This is a genomic window from Prevotella fusca JCM 17724 (assembly GCF_001262015.1).
In the GTDB taxonomy this organism is placed as follows: domain Bacteria; phylum Bacteroidota; class Bacteroidia; order Bacteroidales; family Bacteroidaceae; genus Prevotella; species Prevotella fusca.
Genome location: NZ_CP012075.1, coordinates 185703 through 208269, shown reverse-complemented (window position 1 = coordinate 208269; position 22567 = coordinate 185703). Strand labels below are relative to the sequence as shown.

The window sequence follows — 22567 nt, the reverse complement described above, 5'->3', positions numbered from 1 at the left end:
TCAATACTTTGAAAACACAGACAACAGATTGAAAAATCATGACATAATTTCGGATAGAACACCTGCAGATAAAGATAAAAACACGTGTAAAAAGCAAGTCTGCAACCGACAGTAAATCAGTCAGTTATAAGGTAGTGCAAGAAAAGGTGCTTAATTGGACTTCAATAGGGCGTCAGTTAGACCTCAAAAGGGCATCTATTGCAAGCCAATTGGGCGTCTTTTAGAAGCCAAAAGACCATGTGTTAGCTTTGAACTGCATGAAAATAGTTTACAAACATTGGTTGACATGGGAATAAATTGTTTGTAGAAGACGGAAAGACATAGTCTCTGTTTGCCTTTTCTGTATTTTTATCTTGCGCTTTATCCCTTTTTGTGAAACCATCTGATTTTGGATAGTCATACCATGCAGGTGTATAAGCCCTTATTTTGTTTCCACTCTACGCATTTTAACGGAAGAACCTAAAAAAGAGGACTGCATTGAAGCAATCCTCTTACAGTCCCCTTATACCATTCCTGTCGTCAACTCATTTGGAGAGAACAAACAATATATCTAAAAAGATACAACCAGCTACTGGATATATCACACTGACTATCACCTGCATCCATATCCGCCCCACTACAGCCAACTCATTCCCTACGCCGCAGTATCTCATCACGGCATTCCTCCATCAGCCACTTCGGAGTACTCGTAGCACCACAAATACCCACTGTCTGCACACCCGCAAACCAACTCATATCAATTTCATCTGCGCTCTCCACCTGATGAGAGTTCGGATTCACACTCAGACACTCATGGAACAGAACCTTACCATTCGAGCTCTTACGACCAGCAACAAAGAGTATCAGGTCATGACGGGCTGCAAAGGCTGAGATGTTCGGCATACGGTTAGCCACCTGTCGGCAGATAGTATCGAAACTTTGGAACTTGGCATTCGGCGAAATATGACTCTGGATATATTCAATAATCTTATGAAACTCATCCAGACTTTTCGTAGTCTGCGAATAAAGATAGATGTCGTGATTGAAGTCCAATGCTTTCACATCCTCAAACTTCTCTATCACGATGGCATGGCTATGTGTCTGCCCGACAAGACCGAGCACCTCGGCGTGACCATTCTTGCCGAAGATGACGATGGATGCCTCACTGCCAATCCCTCTCTGATTGGCGGGAGAAGTAGATTCCAAAGAAGAACAAGCGTTCCCTTGCCCTGTCCCAATTGTCTGATTCGTTGAAGAAAGAGTAACAACTGATTCGCTACTTTCCAAAGAACAATCAGCAGGATTCTGCCTTTTCTCATACTGCGTCTTGATACGACGTTGAAGCGCAAGCACCACGGGGCAGGTGGCATCGATAATCTCAATATTGTTGCGCTTCGCAAGTTCGTAGGTCTCGGGAGGTTCACCATGTGCACGCAGCAGTACCTTTACGTTGTGAAGCTCTCGCATCTGCTCATGATTGATGGTGATAAGTCCTTTCTTAGTAAGGCGTTCCACCTCCATGCTGTTATGTACAATATCGCCCAAGCAATAGAGCCTTGTGCCCTTTGCCAGCTCTTCTTCGGCTTTCTTAATGGCAGTGGTCACACCGAAGCAGAAGCCACTGCCGTTATCTATTTCTATTTGAAGCATTTTTTCTTTTTGTATAAAGGAGTGAGAGGGAGTTAAGACAACACCTCTTACTCCATAACGCTATCTCATAACTTGTTCACTTGCCAACTCATAAACTCGTCTACTCATCAACTTGAATCACAGTTGCACCAGTGCGTCCGCTATACTCTGGTGCGTATGCACATTGTGCTGTACAGGTTCCAGTCTGGTAAACACCGGCACGGTCAATATAATATTCTGTCTCTACGACATGCTTCCCCTTAGCCATTTGGTCGAAGTAGTAATTAGTCGTGTAATCTTTTGAAGCAATGTAATATCCCCGACGATAACCACTCACCTGACTTACAGGCTCAAGGCAGGCAGCACGCTTGTCAACAACCTGCACAAAGTCGTAATTACGATCAGCAACTATTGTCAAACGAATGCGCACCTTGTCACCAACCTTGAGCTCTTTACCATTCTTTGATTGCACGCTGTCAACCATAACTTCACGCTTAATCTTCAAACCAGACGCAGCATCCGAGATATCAGTTGATGTTTGGAAGAACTGTGCATAGACAGCACCCCAGCTTGTACCCGTGCTTGCCTTGCTAACAACCAAATCATGACTTTCAGCCGAGTGGAAATCAACAGGCTGTGTAGACTTCACATAGCCGAGTCCTGCTGTTGGCTGCGTTGTCTGCAAAGGTTTGTTATCAAGCATCAGACTTGTATGCTCACCATTCTGCATCAACCAATTACCATTGTTCATAAAAGCCCAAATAGCATCAACCGAGTTCAGTGGTGTGTCCCAAGCCTGTGTACGCTTCTGCTGTAACAGCCAACGCTGCATCTCTGCAAGCGTCTTACCATCAGTCGGTGTAATCGTTTTTACAGCTTCGATAGCTGCCACTTCTGTTGGAATCTTGTAATCACGCCAGCTATAATAAGCACGTTTTGTATCAAAGTAACGCCCCATTTCCTCTTTATATACGGTGTATTCATTCAGACTCTGGAGATATTCACGCGCCTTGTCAACCTTACCATACTGCTGAAGAATCACTGCAGTGTTTGCCTTGCCATAGATAGTCAAATCTACAGGCTTCTTCGTCAAGCGATCGATGAGATACTTTATATCATTTGTTGCTCGATCATTGTAAAACAAAGCATTGGTATAAAGATAATCACAGAGTTCATTAGCAGGGAATAATGTAGTATTATACTTCTTCTCATCACGCTTCATTTCAGCCACACACTTTACCACCCTCTTATCCATATAACGGAAAGAAGCATTGATCATCTTCGTAACCTCTGGAGTTGGACCTGTAAGGTTCTGCAGACGGGCAAGTGTTTTTGTCACCGCAACAGTCATATAAAGACTTCCATCCATACCTGGCCACCAAGAGAATGAACCATCAGGATTTTGCAGTTTCTTCAGACTTGTCAACGTTGTCGTCAGTTTGTTCTGCAACTGATTCTCATCAAAGAAGCGAACAAGTTTCTGCTTCTGTTCACGCTCATTATTTGCATCTTGCAACCAAGGGGTCTCCTCAAGTGTCAGAGACTTCAGTTCCTGATTCTTTTCCAAAGCCGACATCATTGATGTTTCAGCACCACTCTCCTTCTTCCACTGTTCGATGGTCTGCTTAATAGCTGGCGATGTAGAGATAATCTTTTTACCTAAGCTATTGACATAATAAGCCGTTACAAGACTGATAGCATTCTTCTCATTCGCATCCGCCACATAAGGCAATGCCTGAATCATCAGCCAATTAGGATTATTGGTATACTCCACTGTAAGTTTCTGCCCCACACTCTTCTTAGGAAAGAGTTTACTCACATCAATCGTCTTGACACCAGCTTCATTCTGTGAGAAAGCAAATGTGTTCGTCACATACTCCTGATTCTGAAGCACGGGCAGATAATGCTGTTCACCATCTGAGAAACCATTGCCCTCAACCATGAAGCGTACAATCAGCAATGATTGGTCAGCGGTAAGTTTATTGGCATTCTTTGCTAATAATGAAGCCAAGCTATAAGTTGCTGAAGAACTACCATCAGCCTTGAGAAGCACAGCTTTACTATCTTTAAAGAGCACCTTTTCAGTTGCTGGGTCAAGGATTTCTATCTTAGCTGTTGCATTAATATCCTTCTCAGACTGGTTGAACAGACGAGCAGATACCATCGCCTCATCACCCATACGTACAAAGCGAGGCATATTTGGCTGAACCATCAATGTCTTCTGAGCAATGATATCATCTGAAAGGAAACCACTGTTCATATCCTCATCGTGTGCCAATCCCATAAAACGCCACGTTGTAAGACTCTCTGGAAGCGTAAACTTGATGCTTACATTCCCCTTGCCATCTGTCTGTAATTGTGGATAGAAGAAGGCTGTCTCGTTAAGATTCTCACGCATAGAGACCTTTCCTTTTCCGTTCTTCTTCTCTTCTGATAGCTTTATCTCCTGATCGTATTGAACGTCTGAAGCAGTCTCCCTCGCTACACTCTTAGAACCATAACCAATAGTAACAACCTCTTCCTTTGTCACTGCCTTTGACATCACTGAACGTGTCATCCCATCGAAATTTCTCTCACTAATAGCACTGTACAACGCAACATCCGCCTCATCGAAGTACATAAAGAAACTATTATCAAAATGTGAGATAGATACATCTGAAACATCCATAGGATTCAAAGAGGCCAAAGCAGAGAGCGACAGACCAGAGATAGAAGAAGATCTCCAATCTACACTTGTATAATTAAGAGAGAACGAGGGAGAGAAGTTCCAAGAATGGGACATTATCTCGTCAAGACTCTTGTCGTAAAGCGTTGCCATCAATTGTGCATCTACAGTCTTACCATCAGGACGATTAATCGTTACCGTCCACTCCTCTTTCTGCCCTGGTATAAGTTTGTTACGGAAAGACTTCCACTTCACAATCAGTCGCTTATCTGGTAACGGACGGGAAATATACCAAGTATGGCTATATAACTCACCATTCTTCACCCAAGCATAATTCAATGTTATACCGTCTCCATACTCTTCCTTATAATAGAACTTGCGCGTATGAATACTATTGCTCTGATTGAAAGAACCCGTTTCAATCACTTTATTACCAGAATAGATAGAATAGACAACGTGCTGATTATCATCGGTAGAACCCACCTGCATATAGATAGGTCCTCCATTACGTGGGAATGTGGTTTCACTCAGATAGGACCAGTCATGTGTCTCTATAACAGGACGTTTGTCATCCATTGAGAAAACAATGAAGTCTGTATCCAAAGTATCCGTTCCACAGATAGCATGCATACGATAAGTACCAGAGTCCAATCCCTTCACTACAACAGGCTCGTTGGCCTTAACCGTCTTATAATTGTTATAGACATACTTACTCTTATCCTTCTGCTGTGACACAATCACATACTTCACCATACCCTCAACGGGATTACCTGCTGCATTGACATAATTGAATTTGAAAGTTTTAAGACTATCCCTCAGATTCTTTTCAGGAATAGAACAAGAAAGCCTTGCCTCCTTTGTTCCCAATGGCAATGAAGCATAACCGTCACGTGTCTCACCCGCAGCATCTGTTACAGAAGCCTCAACAGCAAAATTATAGAAGCGTGGATAATATCTCTTTGGAGAATTCATCTCCTTGATGACATCAGCCGACAGAACAAAAGGAACTGTCACAGTGAACTCTCCCTTATCATCTGTCATAACATCACCCGTCTTTACCTCTTCACTATTTTCATAGAAACCACACCAATAACTTGGGTGGCGGGTAACGACATAATGTACCTTTGCACCTTGAACAGGAACACCAGCAAAGCTCTTGGCACGCCCAACCAACTTGATAGAGTCGCCAATAGCATACTTTTCCTTATACTCGTCAAAGTTTACTTCAAAGGTTGGACGCTTATACTCGTCAACTTGGAAGCTCCTCAACCCTTTTGAAGCATAATCAGCATAAATAGAGAAACGCCCCGTCAGACCACTTGCAGGAAGTTCAAAGTCTGTTGCAGCAGTACCGAAACGGTCTGTTGTTACCGACTTCCTACTTACCTCCTTACCGTTAGCATCACGCAGAATCAGATCAAAAGTCTTCCCTACCTGCGCTTTTGTTTTAAAGCCTTCCTTGTTTTTCTCGTAAACAATAACAGAAGCGTGAACAGTCTGACAAGGACGATAGATACTCCTATCTGTGAAGATCTTTGTTACAATTCCATCATCTTTATTGTTACTGAAACTATAATAACTCTTCAAACTTGTACTACAGAAAGCCTTATCCTTAGCCGTATAGACATAGACATCAGCTGTAGATGGTTCAGAAACAAATAGAACTTCACCATTCTTATCAGTCTTAGCCGTCTTGACAATTGGGACCTTCCCGTAACGACCAGCATACTTAACCCGAACCGTAGCATCACTTACAGGCTGACCATCAACGACATTTACCACAACATAACGCGACTTATTGTCAGGCTGCTGCTCTGTCATTACATAGAGATTGCTAACAAAATAGTAGCCATAATCAACATCAACACGCTTATCAGAAGTCTCTACCTTAACGAAATAAACACCTAAAGGCAGCTTTGGCATCAAGAAAGAGTCTTCAAACTCCTCGTAATCCTCATGACCAGAGAAAATACGACGAATCGTCTGCTGGGTTGAAGGAATCAGACTTGCCTTTATCTTTTTCAATTCATCAGGATGTCGAAGATTGTACAGGTGATTGCCATCTAATGTTGTACGAGTTATCGTGAGTGTTATATCGGATAAATTACGAATATTAAGGTTTACCTTATTATTATCTTCCGATGAACTCACACTTCGACGAGTCATCTTAACATTAAACTTCGGTCTTACCAATTTCTCGCGAACATTACGCAACACTGTAATTCCTTTCCAAGATGCCCAGCGAGCAAGCGCCTTGTCGATAAAGGCAATCCGCTCAGCTACAGGAGCGTCTTCGTCCATACATCTATATCGCTTCACTGCCACCTCACCACAGATAGGAAGGTCACCATAAACCTGTATCAGAGAATCAAGACGTGGGACGTTTTCCTCATCCTCGTCAATTCCCATCATTGCCGTATAGCAAGCAGCCTCACGATTTCCTTTTTCTGTATAATAGCGAGTCAGCTTCTCATAGTCGCCCACCTGCATGCCAATGACATGCAGCAAGTCGCCATTAAAGATACTATCATCCTCACCAATTTCAACCAAAGGCTTGAAGTCTTCGGCCTTCTGTCGTGCTAACAAAGAAGGATTAGCAAGTGCCTTCTTGAAATATTCATCTGCATTCTTATCGTTCTTACTTCTGAGGATTGAACCCAAAATGCAGTTATAAACAGCACCCAAGACTTCATCTTTCCGTTCAGCCTCCTTTGCTTGAATCTTCAGCTTATTCATCTCCACCTCTAATGAGTCTGGAGAGATTTGGGTCTGCAATTCAGAAGCCTGAAGACCAGCCGCCAAGAGATGACCATAAGCCTTCTCCTGCTGTGCCTTCTTCTCAATCTTCTTCAACAGACTAATCTGTGTCTTGGGCAAATCCTTCTCCTGTGCCTGATTAACTTGCTTCCACAATGCGTCAAAGCTCTGTGCAGTTATTGTAACAGGCAACAGCAAAAATATAATTGATAATACAATAAGTGACTTTTTCATACTTTATTTCTTTTATATTAATTGCAAAGATAATGCTTTTCAAGGAAAAAACAAAAGACGAGCGAGATATATTGTATAAGAAGAAGCCTCACCTCTAATCCCTATTCGGGTGGAAAGAGAGGTCTTCACCAGCCCGAAAGATTGTTTATACATTGAGCGTCATTCTGTGAGAGAAAATGTTTTCAAACTCTCATACAGATGTTCTTATTACTTTAGTAAACTTTGTCACTCTATAGACTGAAAGAACTACACATCTTGTGAAATATCGGATGAACTAAAATTCACACTTATACACAAAGTGTATTGTAAACTATTTTCGCACACCTCAAACACAACACATACTCTCTTAGCTTCTAAAAGATGCCCTATTGCCTTCCAATAGATGCCCTTTTGCAATGCTACTAACGCCCTTTTGAAGTCTAACTAAGCACCTTTTCTTGCATGACTTTATAACTAACTGATTTACTGTTGCTTGCAAACTTGCTTTTTACACGTATTTTTGCCTTTATCTATAGATATTTTATCCGAAATTATGTCATAATTTTTCAAACTGTTGCCTGCGTATAACGTAAGCCCTCATTAATCTTACTATCGCACAATATAGTTAAACTGATCAAAAACGGTAAAACCCATCTTCTCCAACTGCTGCTGGCTTCGCCGGCGGTTTTCATCCGTATTATATTCAGGAATCAAGGGCAGACGGATAATCACCTTATCAGCATGACCATTCGCTGCCATCCACTCAAGATTGCTGATTACCTGATTATTCTCTTTACATGTATAAGCCTTATAGACATCAGAACTCATGTCTTTAATGTCCACATACCACATCTGCACCAACGAGACGATAGCTTTTAAATTCTCAAGTGGAACATTAAGCGATGTTTCAATCGTTAACTTCCATTCGGGGTTCATTATCTCGGCAAACGCCTTGATGAAGTCTGAACGAAGAAGGGGCTCACCGCCTCCAAAACAGATACCGCCACCCGTTGCCATAAAGTAAAGGTCGTCTATTTCCACCTCACTGTACAACTCACCGGGAGTGAGCCTACGCCATACGCCATCAGCCTGCAAACACTGAGGATTTAAACAGTACTGGCAATGGAGCGGACAACCGTGGAAGGCAACCAATGTCGTTACGCCTTCCCCATCGGTAGTGAGTCTGTGCCGATTAACGGCTATAAACGGTGCGATTATTTCTGATTGCATTTCTCTTTATGTGATTGAGGGACAGTGCTGTCGGCTAATTCTTCCTCTAAACACCTTACATCTACTTTTCCTACTAACTCAAGAGAGGGCTTTAAACAAACCTCTATATTCTTGGGGTGACGGACAGACTTAACAGGTATCACCTTATCCTCAAAACCATACGATGAAAACACAAGGGTATCATTGCGATTAACCCGCAGGGCAAATCTTCCGTCTTCGCCCAAAGCCAGTTTCTTCTTACCTCCCAATGTCATAACATAAACCTCAGAAGCTACCTTATCTGTCAAAGCGTTAATCACACGTCCACTAATGGCAATGGAGTTTTTCATTTCTGATGTAAATGCTTCTGGTACATTTACCTGTTCCCCTTTAACTGTCGTATCAATAGAGTTGTGAACTGTATTCCCAACTTTGCAAGATTTTGGAGAATTATGACACGATGTAAGAGGAACAGTTGCCACACAAAGCCCTGCAGCCAAACCAGCAACCTTCATGCTCCAGCCCTTTCGGTTCCGCTCTCTCAACTGAGTCTCCAAATAGCGTATCTCCTGTTCACAGGCTGGGCAAGTACCAGAGCATTCACCTTCATAGTGACACTCCTTAGGCCGATAGCTGATACCATTCGCATCTGCTATCTGCTGACGGATACCTTTCAGTATCTTACAAGTGAGCTTCCCTCTTTCCATAATCTTAATATAAAGTTCATCTATTCTTCTTACTCTTCTTTTTATGTGACCTGGGCTTGTCAGTCATATGACCATATTATCAAAAACGACTTCTCCAAACAACATCATTTCTTCACTACCACATGAATAAAATTCATCAATAAATCGGATAGCTCTTTTACTCAAACTGTTCTATCAGCACATCCTATACATTTAATGAACAATATTCGATAGTGAGTCAGTATCAGCTAACAGCTATAAACGGTGCAATTATTTCTGATTGCATTTCTCTTTGTGTGACTTGGGACCGGTATTATCAACATTCTCTGATTTTAGTGGTTCCTCCCTGATGCCTCCACACTTTCCAGGTCCATCAACCCATTGTAAACAAACAATGATATTATTTGGATTCTTAATTGTATCAACTACCAGTTTATAATCCTCAAAACCTGAATTTGAGAACACAAGCGTATCGCTGCGGTTAACTCTCAAGGTAAACCGTCCATCCTCACCCAAAACTATCCCTCTTCTATCTCCTAATCTGCAAACAACGGTATTATCAAGGGGGTTATTTAAAAATTGCATCACCGTCTGTCCACTGATAACGACAGAATCTTTCTTATCTGGTTTAAGGACTTTCACCTCATTTATATTTTCTTCTTGAAGTGTCGAATCAAGAGTTTTCTGTACTTTACTATCAGTTTTTGAAGAATTACTGCAAGAAGCAAGAGGAACAGTTGCCACACAAAGCCCTGCAGCCAAACCAGCAACCCTCATACTCCAACCCTTTCGGTTCCGCTCTCTCAACTGAGTCTCCAAATAGCGTATCTCCTGTTCGCAGGCTGGGCAAGTACCAGAGCATTCACCTTCATAGTGACACTCCTTAGGCCGATAGCTGATACCATTCGCATCTGCTATCTGTTGACGGATTCCTTTCAGTATCTTACAAGTGAGCTTTCCTTTTTCCATAATCTTAATATAAAGTTCATCTATTCTTCTTACTCTTCTCTTTATGTGACTTGGGCTTGTCTGTCCTATGACCATACACATCATCATAGTTAGGCTTAACGAAAACGACTTCTCCTAACAACATCACTTCTTCACTACTCAACTTAATAAAGTTCATCGATGAATGAGATAGATCTTTTACACGAACCATTCTGTCAGCACATCCTATACACTTAATGAGCAACGAGGCATCAGGAACAACTTTAACAGCAAACATACCATCCAAATCCGTTAGAACACTATTCTCGCTACCCATAACTTGAACTTTTGCTCCTATCACAGGTTCCTCATCATCTTCAAATATAACTTGTCCCCGAACAAGTACGGCACCAGCACGACCATTAGAAAAGTCTACAAATTTTGCTGTATCTTTCATCGTTGCAGGCACAGAACTATTCGATGTGTTATCAGAACTAACGCTTTGAACCATAGCAGCCATGGGCATGACCGTAGCGCAGACTCCTGCTGCTATACCAGCCACTTTCATACCGAAGCCATTACCCTTACGTGCCTTTAACTCACGCTCAAGATAACGTATCTCTTCCTCACAAGCTGGGCAGGTACCAGAGCATTCACCTTCATAGTGACACTCCTTAGGCCGATAGCTGATACCATTCGCATCTGCTATCTGCTGACGAATATCCTTCAGTAATTTACAAGTACTCTTCCCTTTTGTCATAAGTTTAATATTTACTTACGCTTCTTATTCTTCTCCTTATGCGACTTAGGCTTGTAGGTCCTACGACCATATACATCATCGTAGTTTGGTAAAACATATCCAACTCCTCCCGCTATCACCGACATATCATAAGCCTCAAGCATAATAACATTATTATCAGAACGTAAAAGAGAACTTACACTAACCGTTTTCTTCTTGTAACCAATAAATGAAATAACCAACGAAGTATCTGGCAACAACTTCAAAGCAAACAAACCATCTATATTTGTCGCCACACCCTTGTTTGTTCCCTCTATTAAGACAGAAGCACCTATCAATGGTTCCTTATCATCACTGCCTATTACCATTCCACGTACGAGCACAGCAGCTGCATTACCATCTGAACAGTCTACGACCTTTACAGAATCATTCTTGGTAGTATGCACAGAAGGTTTAGATGCACTATCAGGACTAACGTTTTGCGCTGCAACTGTCACAGGCATAACCGTAACACAGATTCCTGCTGCTATACCAGCCACCCTCATACCGAAACCATTACCTTTGCGCACTTTTAACTCACGCTCAAGAAAACGTATCTCTTCCTCACAAGCAGGGCACGTACCTGCACATTCACCCTTATGGTGGCACTCTTCAGGATGATAGCTTATTCCGTTCTCATTTGCTATCTTCTGACGAACATTCTTCAATACCTTACAGATTTCTCTTCCTTTTTCCATAAATTATTATTTAAGCGTTAGTCTATAGAAGATTCTGCTACAAAAATATAAAAAAAAGAAGATAAACAAGAACAAACTGATATTTTTTCAGAACTTAGCAATAATATTAATCATCCACAACAAATACGCCGTTAAAAGTTTAAGGCTATTAGCAGAAGACTATCGTTTCACGCTATCTGCCAAACACTTCAAGTATAAGTCTGTCGGTCGTATTTTACTATAAAGATAATGACACAAACAAGTCATACATTTCGTTATCAACCATTGTGTTCTTGCCCAGCACGGGTGGTGCGGAGGGTTAGCACCATTCGTGCTGAGCGCTTACTCCCTTGTAATATACAGCTTGGCTGGGAATCACTTAGGCTTTAAAAGTCTATTGGGGATTAAACACTATAACCTATTAGATACAATTATCCCCTCTCCAAAACCTTTCTTACGGTCAATAACCATTGGTTCAGAGAGGGGATTATGAAATGATTTCTATTCTATCGAACTGTATCCTCTAATTCTCCACGACATTAAACTTGGAGAAATCTGCCATACGAAGAAGTTCCTCATAAGAAGTTTTGGGATTCTTCTTCATATAAGTCTCCACAGCCTCCTCATAGCGACTGTGATAGATGCGCTTCGTCATCGTCTGATTTACTATCCACTGTATCTTTCCTATATGCAGATCACGCTCCAACTGTGGACGCGACTCAAAGTTCTGCAGGGGATAAATACTCATAAGATAGAACGTCAGACAATCAGGAAGGATGTATTCACGCGACATCTGCTTGCGTTGTGTAGGTGAGTAAAACTTCGCATACAAAGGATAATTGGAGCCAAGATACTTGTCAAGTGAAATTCCTATCGTACCATTGCCCACCACAATACTCTGATCCAAGGCGGATATCTGGGCATAGACCTTCGGAACTCCAATGCCAGGCAGTGACTGCTTCAGTCTTTTGAAAGCAGTGCTCAACTGATGGTCAAGGTCTTCCGTATTGGCATACTCTGATTCCACAGCAGCAATCAGAGACTGCAATGTGGTATCTTGATAGAACTTCAAGAACTTAGTATTAATATCCGGATCGGTTATCTCGCCTATCTTTACAACGTCTTCTATCAGTGTACGGGTCTCTATCGGATACTCTGTATTCATCTGTTGCAGAGCAGAGAAGTCACCCGTCGTCAGATAACGATACTCCAAACGGTCATAGCGGTCTATCACTAACAACTGAGAACTATCATTCTCATCATCAGAGGACAGCTTGAACTGACAACCGACACAGGTAAGCAGAACAAAACACAATATATAATAGAGATGTCTCACCGGCTTCTTTTACAATATTTGAGTATTCTCTGCAAAATTACTAAAAAATATTTTCAAAAGCAAGTAATATGCTAAAAAAGTTAAAACAAAATGCGATAATATCCTGTTATCACACAGATAATCTACTGAATTGTTTACATCCCTTTGCATAATACTTCCAAAGAACTGAACATTTCCATCGTCCGTCATGCGTGCAACCAGCCAGAGCAGCAGTGCGCTTTGCAGCCTTATCAGCAGCATCCGGCACCCGTTCAAACTCGTATCGCCACTGCTTAAAAGCACGACGTGCAGAGAAAATTGCCTTGAAATCGCCCCAGTTCCGGTTCATAATCAGGGTCTGGAATGCAGCCAGATAGTCCAGGAACCAGCGTACACGCATCACATGATTCAATTCTTCCGCTGGCAGGTTCTTCCATAACATCGTCAGATTATTGCGGAAGTTGAGGAAAGTCTTGCGTGGATTCGACTTAGGCAATGTCCCTCCCCCCACATGATAAACGTAACTTTCAGGGAAACAGAATATCCGCTTACCCATACGATGAAGACGCCAACAGAGGTCAATCTCCTCGTTATGCGCAAAGAACCTGCCATCCAATCCACCGGCAGCCCAGTAATCACTGGCACGAATCATCATGCAGGCACCTGTTGCCCAAAGGATTTCCTCGGCGTTATCATACTGCCCATTATCGTCCTCTACTGTGTCAAAAATGCGTCCACGACAGAATGGGTAACCATAACGATCGATGAATCCACCTGAAGCACCAGCGTACTCGAAGGCATCACGGTTGGCAATGGAGAGCAGTTTCGGCTGACAAGCTGCTATATCTTCATGTGCATCCATTTCCTCTATCAGCGGTGTTAGCCAGTGATGCGTCACCTCCACATCACTGTTCAGCAACACATAGTACTCACTGTCTACCTGCTTGAGTGCACGGTTATAACCCTCTGCAAAGCCATAGTTACAATCCAACTGTATGACACGGAGATGAGGATAGTTTGCCTTGAGCCAAGCCACAGAATCATCCGTTGAAGCATTGTCTGCTATAACAACCTCAGCCTCACTGCGTGAGAAGTTCAGCACAGAAGGAAGATAGGTCTCCATCATTCCCCGTCCGTTCCAGTTCAAGATGACGATTGCTACTTTCATAAGAGTTCTGCCTTTAATGAGCTTTGGTCGAAATTGAAACCGCCCAGACGCACACGGATAATCTGATTATCATACTCTTCCTTTGCCTGATCGGGTGACAGTTCCACTCGAATATAGTTATCCGTGAAGCCGTGCATGGCCTTGCCACGTGCCGCCTTCTCAAAGAGGACATCTGCCTCCTGCCCTATGTGGGCAGCATAGAAGGCACGGGTTTTCTCGTCCGACAGCTTCAGGAGCTTGTGTGCACGGTGCTTCTTCTCACGGTCATCCACCACATACGGAATGGACAGTGCCGCTGTCCCCGGGCGTTCTGAATATGGAAAGACGTGAAGTTGTGTAACGGGCAGGGAGTCAAGGAAGTTAAAACATTCCTCGAAATACTCCGGGCGTTCACCTCGTGAACCCACCATTACATCCACTCCGATGAAAGCATTGGGCATCCTCGCCTTGATCAGCTTTATCTTATGGGCGAAGAGTGCCGTATCATAACGACGGTGCATCAGCTTCAACACCTCATCAGAACCGCTCTGAAGAGGGATATGGAAATGTGGCATAAACGCACGTGACTGTGCACAATATTCTATCAACTCGTCATCTATCAGGTCAGGTTCCAGCGAACTGATACGGAAACGACGAATTCCCTCTACCTTATCCAATGCCTTGACAAGGTCGAGGAAGCTCTCACCAGTTGTCCTACCGAAGTCACCTATATTCACACCTGTCAGCACAATCTCCCTGCCTCCTTCCCTCGCAGCCTCCTCTGCCTGTCCGACAAGTGAGGCTATAGTGGGATTACGTGAAAAGCCACGGGCATAAGGAATCGTGCAATAAGTGCAGAAGTAGTTACAGCCATCCTGTACTTTCAGGAAGTAGCGTGTACGGTTACCGCGTGAGCAACTTGCTTGGAAAGTCTTAATATCCTTTGTCTTGACAGAGTGGTACTCACCCTGTGAAGCTCCTTCCCCTTTGGTTTCATCCATCTTATTCCACGCATCACTCAGATACTGCACGAGGTCGGCTTTCTCATTACTTCCCAATACAAGGTCGACACCTTCAATCTTAGCCACAGTCGCACTCTCAAGCTGAGCATAACAACCTGTAACGATAACAAAAGCTCCGGGGTTCTGGCGCACCATACGATGAATGATCTGACGACACTTGTGGTCGGCAACCTCGGTAACCGAACAAGTATTAATCAGACAGATGTCTGCCTGCTCAGATTTCTTCGCTTCCCGTACGCCCATATTATATAAGGTACGCGCGAAAGTACTTGTCTCTGAGAAATTGAGCTTACAACCCAACGTATAGAATTTGGCTGTCTTGCCTTGAAATGCTGCTGTATCTATCATATAACTTGCAAAGTTACAGTAAAATGAAGACAAAACCAAGGAAAAGCTACCGTTTACTCATCCTAAATGCCACAAATAATCCCCAAAACAGACATCTTTACCCGTCTGAAAGCTCTATCCAATTACACAAAAAACATAAAAAACAAAACTGTGCAGGCACACATAAATAACTTTAACATTTGTTTAACATTCATATAACACTGATTATCAGCAGTTTACATATTTGTTACAAAAGGAGATAAAAAAAGTCCTTAAAAAATGATTGTTGAATAAAAAAAGTACTTACCTTTGCAACGTTTTAACAAACAAATGATTGTTTTACAGATTTAAAAAGCAAAGAAAATGAAGAAATTAGTTTTAATGTTCGTAGCTATCGCAGCTATCTCTTTCGCATCTTGTGGTAACAACTCTAAGCCAGCTCAGAACGCTGACTCTACAGCAGACTCAGTTACAGATTCTATGAGCTCTGACTCAGTTGCTGGTGGCGACTCTGTTGTTGCTGATTCAGCTGCTGCTGACTCTGTTAAGTAATCAGAGAACGAACAGAAAAAGAGAGAAATTGGCCGCAGGACATTGTCCTGCGGTTTTCTCGTTTATAGAGGTCAGTAGTAATCCCTTCTGCGTTTATTAGTGCTTAATTGAAGTCCAATTAAGCACCTTTTCTTTTGAAAAAGCTGTAACCACCTATCTATTTGGATATTACAAAAACAGAAACAGCTCCTTCAAGAGGTCAGTTTTGAGCACAGACAATTGACAAATTATGTAATAAAAATTCATCAAAAGAAAAACAAGAAAACACAGAAACATCCCTGCACAGAATCATCCTGAACATCATAATCCGGGAATAATTACCGAGTAGAATAAATCTTCAGATATACCAGCTGACAAAAACTGTCGTTCACTCAGCTCAACACATGATAAAATAAGTAAGAAAAATGTCTTTGACTTATAGAAGTTTTTTCGTAACTTTGCTCTCAGAAACAAATTACAATAAAGAACAAAACGTTATGCTTACATTAAAGCTCATCAGTGAAGAAACTGAACGCGTCATCAAGGGACTGGAGAAGAAACACTTCAGCGGTGCACGTGAGGCAGTTGAGAAAGTATTGGAATATGACCGCCTGCGTCGTGAGACTCAACAGAAGCTCGACACAAACAAGCAGAAGCAGAACCAGCTCTCGAAGCAGATCGGCGGACTGATGAAAGAAGGAAAGAAAGACGAAGCTGACAATATAAAGGAAGAGGTAGCACAGCTGAAGTCGGCCGACAAGGCTCTTCAGGAGATTATGGAGAAGGCACAGAAAGATATGACGGACGTGCTGCTCACTATTCCTAACATTCCTCACGAGAGTGTACCAGAGGGCAAGGATGCCAACGACAATGTTGTTGTAAAGGAAGGTGGTGAGAAACCAGCCCTGCCTGCCGACGCCTTGTGCCACTGGGATTTGCTCAAAAAGTTCAACTTGGTAGACTTCGACCTCGGCGTGAAGATTACCGGTGCCGGTTTTCCGCTCTACATCGGAAAGATGGCCCGCTTCCAGCGTGCCTTGGAGGCTTTCTTCCTCGACGAAGCCCGTAAGAGTGGCTATTTGGAGGTACAGCCACCATTGGTTGTAAACCAGGAGTCTGGACTTGCAACTGGTCAGCTGCCAGACAAGGAAGGACAGATGTATCATGCAAATCTTGACGACCTCTACCTCATCCCGACAGCTGAGGTTCCTGTAACAAATATCTTCCGTGACGAGATTCTTAATGAGCAGGAACTGCCTGTCAAGCGTTGTGCTTACTCAGCATGTTTCCGTCGTGAGGCAGGCAGCTATGGCAAGGACGTTCGTGGTCTGAACCGTCTGCATCAGTTCGACAAGGTTGAGATTGTACGCATTGACAAGCCAGAGAACTCTTACAAGTCATTGGATGAGATGCTGGTACACGTGGAAGGTCTGCTGAAGAAGCTGGAGCTGCCTTATCATATCCTCCGTCTCTGCGGTGGTGACATGAGTTTTACCTCTGCTATCTGCTACGACTTCGAGGTATGGAGTGCTGCACAGGAGCGTTGGCTGGAGGTTTCAAGCGTTTCAAACTTCGAGAGCTATCAGGCAAACCGCCTGCACTGCCGTTACCGCCGTGCGGATGACAAGAAGATTGAACTCTGTCACACGCTGAACGGTTCAGCACTTGCTCTACCACGTATCGTTGCAGCCATCATCGAGAATAACCAGACCCCAGAAGGCATCCGTGTCCCAAAGGTACTTGTACCTTACTGTGGCTTCGAGATGCTGGATGACAAGATGAATTAGAAAAAGAAGCTGTATCAAACTGATTATCAGCTGTAATCTGCAGGGGTGTACGCATTGTGCGTTCGTAAATAAAAGTCAAATACGGACAAACAAACCATACATCCTTGCAGTTTGGCACAGCTTCATGACTATCGCGAACAACTAATAATAACTATAAAACCCTCACCCTATAAACATTATACTTCCCTCTCCTACACTTCTTAACGGTCAGTCAACGTTCAGTTTAGAGAGAGAAGGGGGCGAGAAAATCATCTATCTATTACCAACCCATGAACAAGATTATCCACAAACAACAGTTTTCTGAGAAGGTCTTCTGCTTAGAAGTGGAAGCACCGCTCATTGCACGGAGCTGCCGTCCAGGCAACTTCATCATCGTGCGTGTTGACAAAAAAAGTGAACGTGTACCCTACACCATCGCTAAGTCGGACCCCATGAAGGGGACACTCACCATGGTTATTCAGGAAGTGGGGCGTTCATCCACAAAACTTTGCCAACTGAATGTTGGTGATGAACTGGCTGACATCGTCGGACCACTTGGCACACCATCACACATTGAGAACTATGGTACGATTGTATGTGCTGGTGGCGGCATCGGTATTGCTGCCATCCTTCCCATCCTTACAGCACTGAAACAAGCCGGCAACAGGGTTATATCCGTTCTTGCCGGACGCACCAAGGAATTGGTAATCATGGTGGATGATGTGAAGAAATACTCCGATGAGGTCATCATCATGACCGACGACGGCTCATACGGCGAGAAAGGTGTCATCACCGTAGGAGTAGAGAAGGTAATACAGCGCGAGCATGTGGACAAAGTACTGGCCATCGGACCTCCCATCATGATGAAGTTCACGTCACTTCTGGCAAAGAAGTACGGTATTCCAAATGATGTTTCACTCAACACAATCATGGTGGACGGAACAGGAATGTGTGGTGCCTGTCGTCTGACTATTGGTGGAAAGACTCGCTTCGTCTGCATTGACGGACCAGAATTTAACGGTGACCTCGTTGACTGGGACGAGATGTTCAAGCGAATGGGAACGTTCAAGGAGATTGAAACCTCCCCCAACCCCTCCGAAGGAGGGGAGTGCCAGGCGGAAAACAAGCAGGAAAAAGAGGGTCAAGGAAAGGCAGGAGCTGGTTGTAATGCAGAAAAGGATGCAACAAGCCGCCAAGAAGGAAATACGACTGGGCACCTATCAGAAGAGATGCAAGGAGACGATTGGCGTACCGTATTGCGCAAGGCACTCAAGCCGAAGGAGCGCATAGCTATTGAACGGGTGAAGATGCCGGAGCTTGACCCAGAGTATCGCGCGAAGACCCGACTGGAGGAAGTAAATATCGGACTGACCCCTGAGATGGCTATGCAAGAAGCAAAACGCTGCCTTGACTGCCCGAAGCCTTCTTGTGTTGAAGGATGTCCTGTAAACATTCAGATTCCTGATTTCATCAAGAATATTGAGCGTGGCAACTTCCTCGAAGCAGCCAAGATACTCAAGGAAACATCAGCTTTGCCAGCCGTATGTGGTCGTGTCTGCCCACAAGAGAAGCAGTGCGAGAGCCGCTGCGTCCATCTGAAGATGAACTCACCAGCCGTAGCAATCGGTTATCTTGAGCGTTTCGCTGCCGATTACGAGCGTGAGAGCGGACACATGGCACTGCCAGACGTAGCACCATCTAATGGCATCAAGGTTGCCGTCATCGGCTCCGGTCCTGCCGGACTGAGCTTTGCAGGCGACATGGCAAAGCGTGGATTTGAGGTTTATGTCTTCGAGGCACTGCACGAAATTGGCGGTGTATTGAAATATGGCATCCCAGAGTTCCGTCTTCCGAACAAGATTGTGGATGTCGAGATAGATAATCTCCGCCGTATCGGTGTACACTTCCAGACCGATACCATCGTGGGTAAGACCATCAGCATAGAAGACCTTAAAGAAAAAGGCTTCAAGGGAATCTTCGTTGGTTCAGGTGCCGGACTGCCAAACTTCATGGGTATTCCTGGCGAAAACGCCATCAACATCCTTTCAAGTAATGAGTATCTGACGCGTGTAAATCTCATGGATGCGGCTAACCCGGAGACCGACACACCTATCATCATGGGCAAGAAAGTCTTGGTTATCGGCGGTGGTAACACGGCTATGGATTCCTGCCGTACGGCAAAACGATTAGGTGCTGACGTGACGCTTGTCTACCGTCGTTCTGAAGCTGAGATGCCAGCACGTCTTGAAGAGGTGAAGCACGCCAAGGAAGAAGGAATTAACTTCCTCACACTACATAACCCACAGGAGTATAAGGCAGATGAGAAGGGACGCGTATGTGCTGCAGTCTTAGACGTGATGAAACTTGGAGAGCCTGATGCAAGTGGACGCCGCCGTCCAGAGCTAACAGGTGAGACTATCACTGTTGATTGCGACCAAGTTATCGTTGCCGTGGGTGTATCGCCTAACCCATTGGTACCAAAGTCTGTAAAGGGACTGGAATTAGGTCGCAAAGACACTATCGTTGTCAACGAACAGATGCAGAGTTCACAGCCGGAAATCTTTGCTGGTGGTGATATTGTACGTGGCGGAGCAACGGTCATCCTTGCTATGGGAGACGGAAGAAGAGCTGCTGCAAATATGGCAGAACAATTGCTGGCTTAAAGCCTATCATTCATAATTAACGGAACAGTCGGATTGAAAGTTTCAATCCGACTGTTTTGTTTTAGACAATCAAGTGAGAAACTATAACAAGAAGATATTTTCAATCCTTGCAATAGGTTGTCGGATCATCCACACCGGCATTCTCAAAGGCCTCTCTCCGCTCCATACAGGTACCACACTTACCACAATGTACATCAGAGCCCTTATAACAGCTCCATGTCCTGGAATAATCAATTCCCAACGCAGCACCACGAGCAACAATCTCAGCCTTGGTCACCTCCGTATAAGGTGCTTCAACACGCACATTAACAAACGTTCCAGCTTCCGTAGCACCATTCATCGCATGGATGAACTCCGGGCGACAGTCAGGATAAATCGTGTGGTCACCACCATGATTAGCTATATACACCCGCTTCAGCTCATGACTCTCGGCAATACCTGTCGCAATCGACAGCATAATACCATTACGAAAGGGAACAACCGTAGACTTCATATTCTCCTCCTCATAATGCCCCTCCGGGATAGCCTCAGCACCATCAAGCAGAGAACTCTTGAAATACTGGTGCATAAAAGAAAGTGGAATCGTAATATGAGGAATACCCAGCTTCTCACAATGATATGCAGCAAAGGGCAATTCCTTAGCCCCATGATTCTGCCCATAGTCAAAAGAGATTGCCAAGGCGATTGACTCCGCTTTATCATAAAGCAGCGTGATGGAATCCAGTCCACCACTGACAATAATAACCGAATCTTTCATTACTTTCTTATTTTTCTGCAAATTTACAAAAAAGATAGTGTTTGATTTCACCAATCCATCAAAAATTAGTATTTTTGCGGATAGGAACATTATAACGTTACAAATAACAAACAAACAAATGAAAATTAACGATTTTAACTTCGCAGGACATAAGGCTATCGTCCGCGTAGACTTCAATGTGCCTTTGGATGAGAATGGTCATGTAACTGACGAAACACGTATCCGTGGTGCTCTGCCAACACTGAAGAAGGTACTGGCTGACGGTGGTGCTCTCATCATGATGAGCCACATGGGTAAACCAAAGGGCAAGGTTAAGCCAGAGCTTTCATTGAGCCAGATTGTCAAGAACGTAAGCAATGCTCTCGGTGTTGAGGTTAAGTTCGCTAAGGACGCTGGTAACGCTGAGGCTGAGGCTGCTGCATTGAAGACAGGCGAGGCTCTCTTGCTCGAGAACCTCCGTTACTATCCAGAGGAGGAGGGCAAGCCCGTAGGCGTAGAAAAGGGTACTCCTGAGTTCGACGCTGCAAAGGCTGAGATGAAGGACCGCCAGAAGGACTTCGCAAAGAAGCTCGCTTCATACGCTGACGTATATGTAAATGACGCTTTCGGTACTGCTCACCGTAAGCACGCATCAACAGCTGTTATCGCTGACTACTTTGATGCTGACCACAAGATGCTGGGCTTCCTCATGGAAAAAGAGGTTACAGCTATTGATAACGTATTAAAGAACGCTCAGCATCCTTTCACCGCTATCATCGGTGGTTCAAAGGTCAGCTCTAAGCTCGGTGTTATCAAGAACCTTCTCGATAAGGTTGACAACCTCATCATCGGTGGCGGTATGGGTTACACCTTCATCAAGGCACAGGGTGGTAAGATAGGCAAGTCACTCCACGAGGACGACTTGATGCCTGAGGCATTGAACGTAATGGCTGCAGCTAAGGAGAAGGGCGTAAACCTTTCACTCTCTGTTGCTACAGTCTGCGGCAAGGAGTTCTCTAACGACACAGAGCGTCAGGTATTCCCGATCGACCAGATTCCTGATGAGTGGGAAGGTATGGACGCATCAGAGGAGAGCATCGAGGCATGGAAGAAGATTATTCTCGAGTCTAAGACTATCCTCTGGAACGGTCCTGTTGGCGTATTTGAGCTGGAGAACTTTGCCAAGGGTACTGGCGAGATTGCCAAGACTGTTGCACAGGCAACTCAGGAGAACGGTGCTTACTCACTCGTCGGTGGTGGCGACTCTGTCGCAGCTGTTAACAAGTTCGGTCTTGCTGACAAGGTTTCATACGTATCTACCGGTGGTGGTGCTATGCTCGAGGCTATCGAGGGTAAGGTACTCCCAGGTGTAGCTGCAATCCAGAAGTAAGAGATTTATCTCTCAAACATATAAAAGCCGTTGCTTCGTGAGGAAGCAACGGCTTTTTTATATAACAGCTCAAAGAATACACAAACCTTAAATCCAAAGCAAATACAACACCATTCAAAAAACAGTGAATGACTAATCAAAAAACAAAAG

At 43.9% G+C, this 22567-nt stretch carries 15 protein-coding genes; 4 read left to right on the top strand and 11 right to left on the bottom strand.

Annotated elements, in window-relative coordinates:
- Window positions 1-627: 627 nt before the first annotated feature.
- From ADJ77_RS08160 to mtaB, 10 genes are all read right to left on the bottom strand, one after another.
- Entirely contained in the window at window positions 628-1629 is a 1002-nt protein-coding gene (locus ADJ77_RS08160; RefSeq protein ID WP_025077449.1) for a 4-hydroxy-3-methylbut-2-enyl diphosphate reductase, read from the bottom strand.
- Window positions 1630-1729: 100 nt separating this feature from the next.
- Complete coding sequence (locus ADJ77_RS08155) at window positions 1730-7264, bottom strand: alpha-2-macroglobulin family protein (RefSeq protein WP_050696268.1); 5535 nt, start codon at window positions 7262-7264, stop codon at window positions 1730-1732.
- A 588-nt stretch (window positions 7265-7852) separates the two neighbouring features.
- A complete protein-coding gene (locus tag ADJ77_RS08150) occupies window positions 7853-8473 on the bottom strand; it encodes a radical SAM protein (RefSeq protein ID WP_050696267.1) in 621 nt (206 codons plus the stop codon).
- Window positions 8458-9159: a peptidase associated/transthyretin-like domain-containing protein gene (locus tag ADJ77_RS08145; protein ID WP_025077448.1), complete on the bottom strand. Its 702-nt coding sequence runs from the start codon at window positions 9157-9159 to the stop codon at window positions 8458-8460. Before ADJ77_RS08145 ends, ADJ77_RS08150 begins: the two co-directional genes overlap by 16 nt.
- Window positions 9160-9408: 249 nt before the next feature.
- Window positions 9409-10107, bottom strand: a complete 699-nt coding sequence (locus ADJ77_RS08140) for a membrane receptor RagA (RefSeq protein WP_025077447.1) — start codon at window positions 10105-10107, stop codon at window positions 9409-9411.
- A 16-nt stretch (window positions 10108-10123) separates the two neighbouring features.
- On the bottom strand, window positions 10124-10825 hold the full coding sequence (locus ADJ77_RS08135; RefSeq protein ID WP_050696266.1) for a carboxypeptidase-like regulatory domain-containing protein: 702 nt from the start codon (window positions 10823-10825) through the stop codon (window positions 10124-10126).
- Between the two features lie 11 nt (window positions 10826-10836).
- Entirely contained in the window at window positions 10837-11541 is a 705-nt protein-coding gene (locus ADJ77_RS08130) for a carboxypeptidase-like regulatory domain-containing protein (protein WP_025077446.1), read from the bottom strand.
- A 502-nt stretch (window positions 11542-12043) separates the two neighbouring features.
- Entirely contained in the window at window positions 12044-12856 is an 813-nt protein-coding gene (locus tag ADJ77_RS08125; protein WP_025077445.1) for a gliding motility protein GldB-related protein, read from the bottom strand.
- A gap of 109 nt (window positions 12857-12965) precedes the next feature.
- Window positions 12966-14003, bottom strand: coding sequence for a glycosyltransferase family 2 protein (locus ADJ77_RS08120; protein WP_050696265.1), 1038 nt, complete (start codon window positions 14001-14003; stop codon window positions 12966-12968).
- Window positions 14000-15352: a tRNA (N(6)-L-threonylcarbamoyladenosine(37)-C(2))-methylthiotransferase MtaB gene (mtaB, locus tag ADJ77_RS08115; RefSeq protein WP_050696264.1), complete on the bottom strand. Its 1353-nt coding sequence runs from the start codon at window positions 15350-15352 to the stop codon at window positions 14000-14002. The genes ADJ77_RS08120 and mtaB overlap by 4 nt, the downstream gene beginning before the upstream one ends.
- 342 nt (window positions 15353-15694) lie before the next feature.
- Between mtaB and ADJ77_RS08110 the strand changes: the two genes are divergently transcribed.
- From ADJ77_RS08110 to ADJ77_RS08100, 3 genes are all read left to right on the top strand, one after another.
- Window positions 15695-15883: a PG1828 family lipoprotein gene (locus tag ADJ77_RS08110; protein ID WP_025077444.1), complete on the top strand. Its 189-nt coding sequence runs from the start codon at window positions 15695-15697 to the stop codon at window positions 15881-15883.
- 476 nt (window positions 15884-16359) lie between these two features.
- The gene (gene serS, locus ADJ77_RS08105) at window positions 16360-17649 is read left to right on the top strand and encodes a serine--tRNA ligase (RefSeq protein WP_050696263.1); all 1290 of its coding nucleotides are present in this window, start codon (window positions 16360-16362) and stop codon (window positions 17647-17649) included.
- A 269-nt stretch (window positions 17650-17918) separates the two neighbouring features.
- Complete coding sequence (locus tag ADJ77_RS08100) at window positions 17919-20291, top strand: bifunctional dihydroorotate dehydrogenase B NAD binding subunit/NADPH-dependent glutamate synthase (protein WP_025077443.1); 2373 nt, start codon at window positions 17919-17921, stop codon at window positions 20289-20291.
- A gap of 100 nt (window positions 20292-20391) precedes the next feature.
- Here the strand turns inward: ADJ77_RS08100 and queC are convergent, their stop codons facing one another.
- Entirely contained in the window at window positions 20392-21048 is a 657-nt protein-coding gene (queC, locus tag ADJ77_RS08095) for a 7-cyano-7-deazaguanine synthase QueC (protein ID WP_025077442.1), read from the bottom strand.
- Between the two features lie 118 nt (window positions 21049-21166).
- Here queC and ADJ77_RS08090 point away from each other — a divergent pair, with 118 nt between their 5' ends.
- Complete coding sequence (locus ADJ77_RS08090) at window positions 21167-22417, top strand: phosphoglycerate kinase (RefSeq protein ID WP_050696262.1); 1251 nt, start codon at window positions 21167-21169, stop codon at window positions 22415-22417.
- The last annotated feature ends 150 nt before the right edge of the window (window positions 22418-22567 follow it).

Bases quoted from the DNA above. Each gene is read 5' to 3' on its own strand.
- ADJ77_RS08160 (WP_025077449.1), bottom strand. From the start codon at position 1,629: ATGCTTCAAATAGAAATAGATAACGGCAGTGGCTTCTGCTTCGGTGTG.
- ADJ77_RS08155 (WP_050696268.1), bottom strand. From the start codon at position 7,264: ATGAAAAAGTCACTTATTGTATTATCAATTATATTTTTGCTGTTGCCT.
- ADJ77_RS08150 (WP_050696267.1), bottom strand. From the start codon at position 8,473: ATGCAATCAGAAATAATCGCACCGTTTATAGCCGTTAATCGGCACAGA.
- ADJ77_RS08145 (WP_025077448.1), bottom strand. From the start codon at position 9,159: ATGGAAAGAGGGAAGCTCACTTGTAAGATACTGAAAGGTATCCGTCAG.
- ADJ77_RS08140 (WP_025077447.1), bottom strand. From the start codon at position 10,107: ATGGAAAAAGGAAAGCTCACTTGTAAGATACTGAAAGGAATCCGTCAA.
- ADJ77_RS08135 (WP_050696266.1), bottom strand. From the start codon at position 10,825: ATGACAAAAGGGAAGAGTACTTGTAAATTACTGAAGGATATTCGTCAG.
- ADJ77_RS08130 (WP_025077446.1), bottom strand. From the start codon at position 11,541: ATGGAAAAAGGAAGAGAAATCTGTAAGGTATTGAAGAATGTTCGTCAG.
- ADJ77_RS08120 (WP_050696265.1), bottom strand. From the start codon at position 14,003: ATGAAAGTAGCAATCGTCATCTTGAACTGGAACGGACGGGGAATGATG.
- mtaB (WP_050696264.1), bottom strand. From the start codon at position 15,352: ATGATAGATACAGCAGCATTTCAAGGCAAGACAGCCAAATTCTATACG.
- ADJ77_RS08110 (WP_025077444.1), top strand. From the start codon at position 15,695: ATGAAGAAATTAGTTTTAATGTTCGTAGCTATCGCAGCTATCTCTTTC.
- serS (WP_050696263.1), top strand. From the start codon at position 16,360: ATGCTTACATTAAAGCTCATCAGTGAAGAAACTGAACGCGTCATCAAG.
- ADJ77_RS08100 (WP_025077443.1), top strand. From the start codon at position 17,919: ATGAACAAGATTATCCACAAACAACAGTTTTCTGAGAAGGTCTTCTGC.
- queC (WP_025077442.1), bottom strand. From the start codon at position 21,048: ATGAAAGATTCGGTTATTATTGTCAGTGGTGGACTGGATTCCATCACG.
- ADJ77_RS08090 (WP_050696262.1), top strand. From the start codon at position 21,167: ATGAAAATTAACGATTTTAACTTCGCAGGACATAAGGCTATCGTCCGC.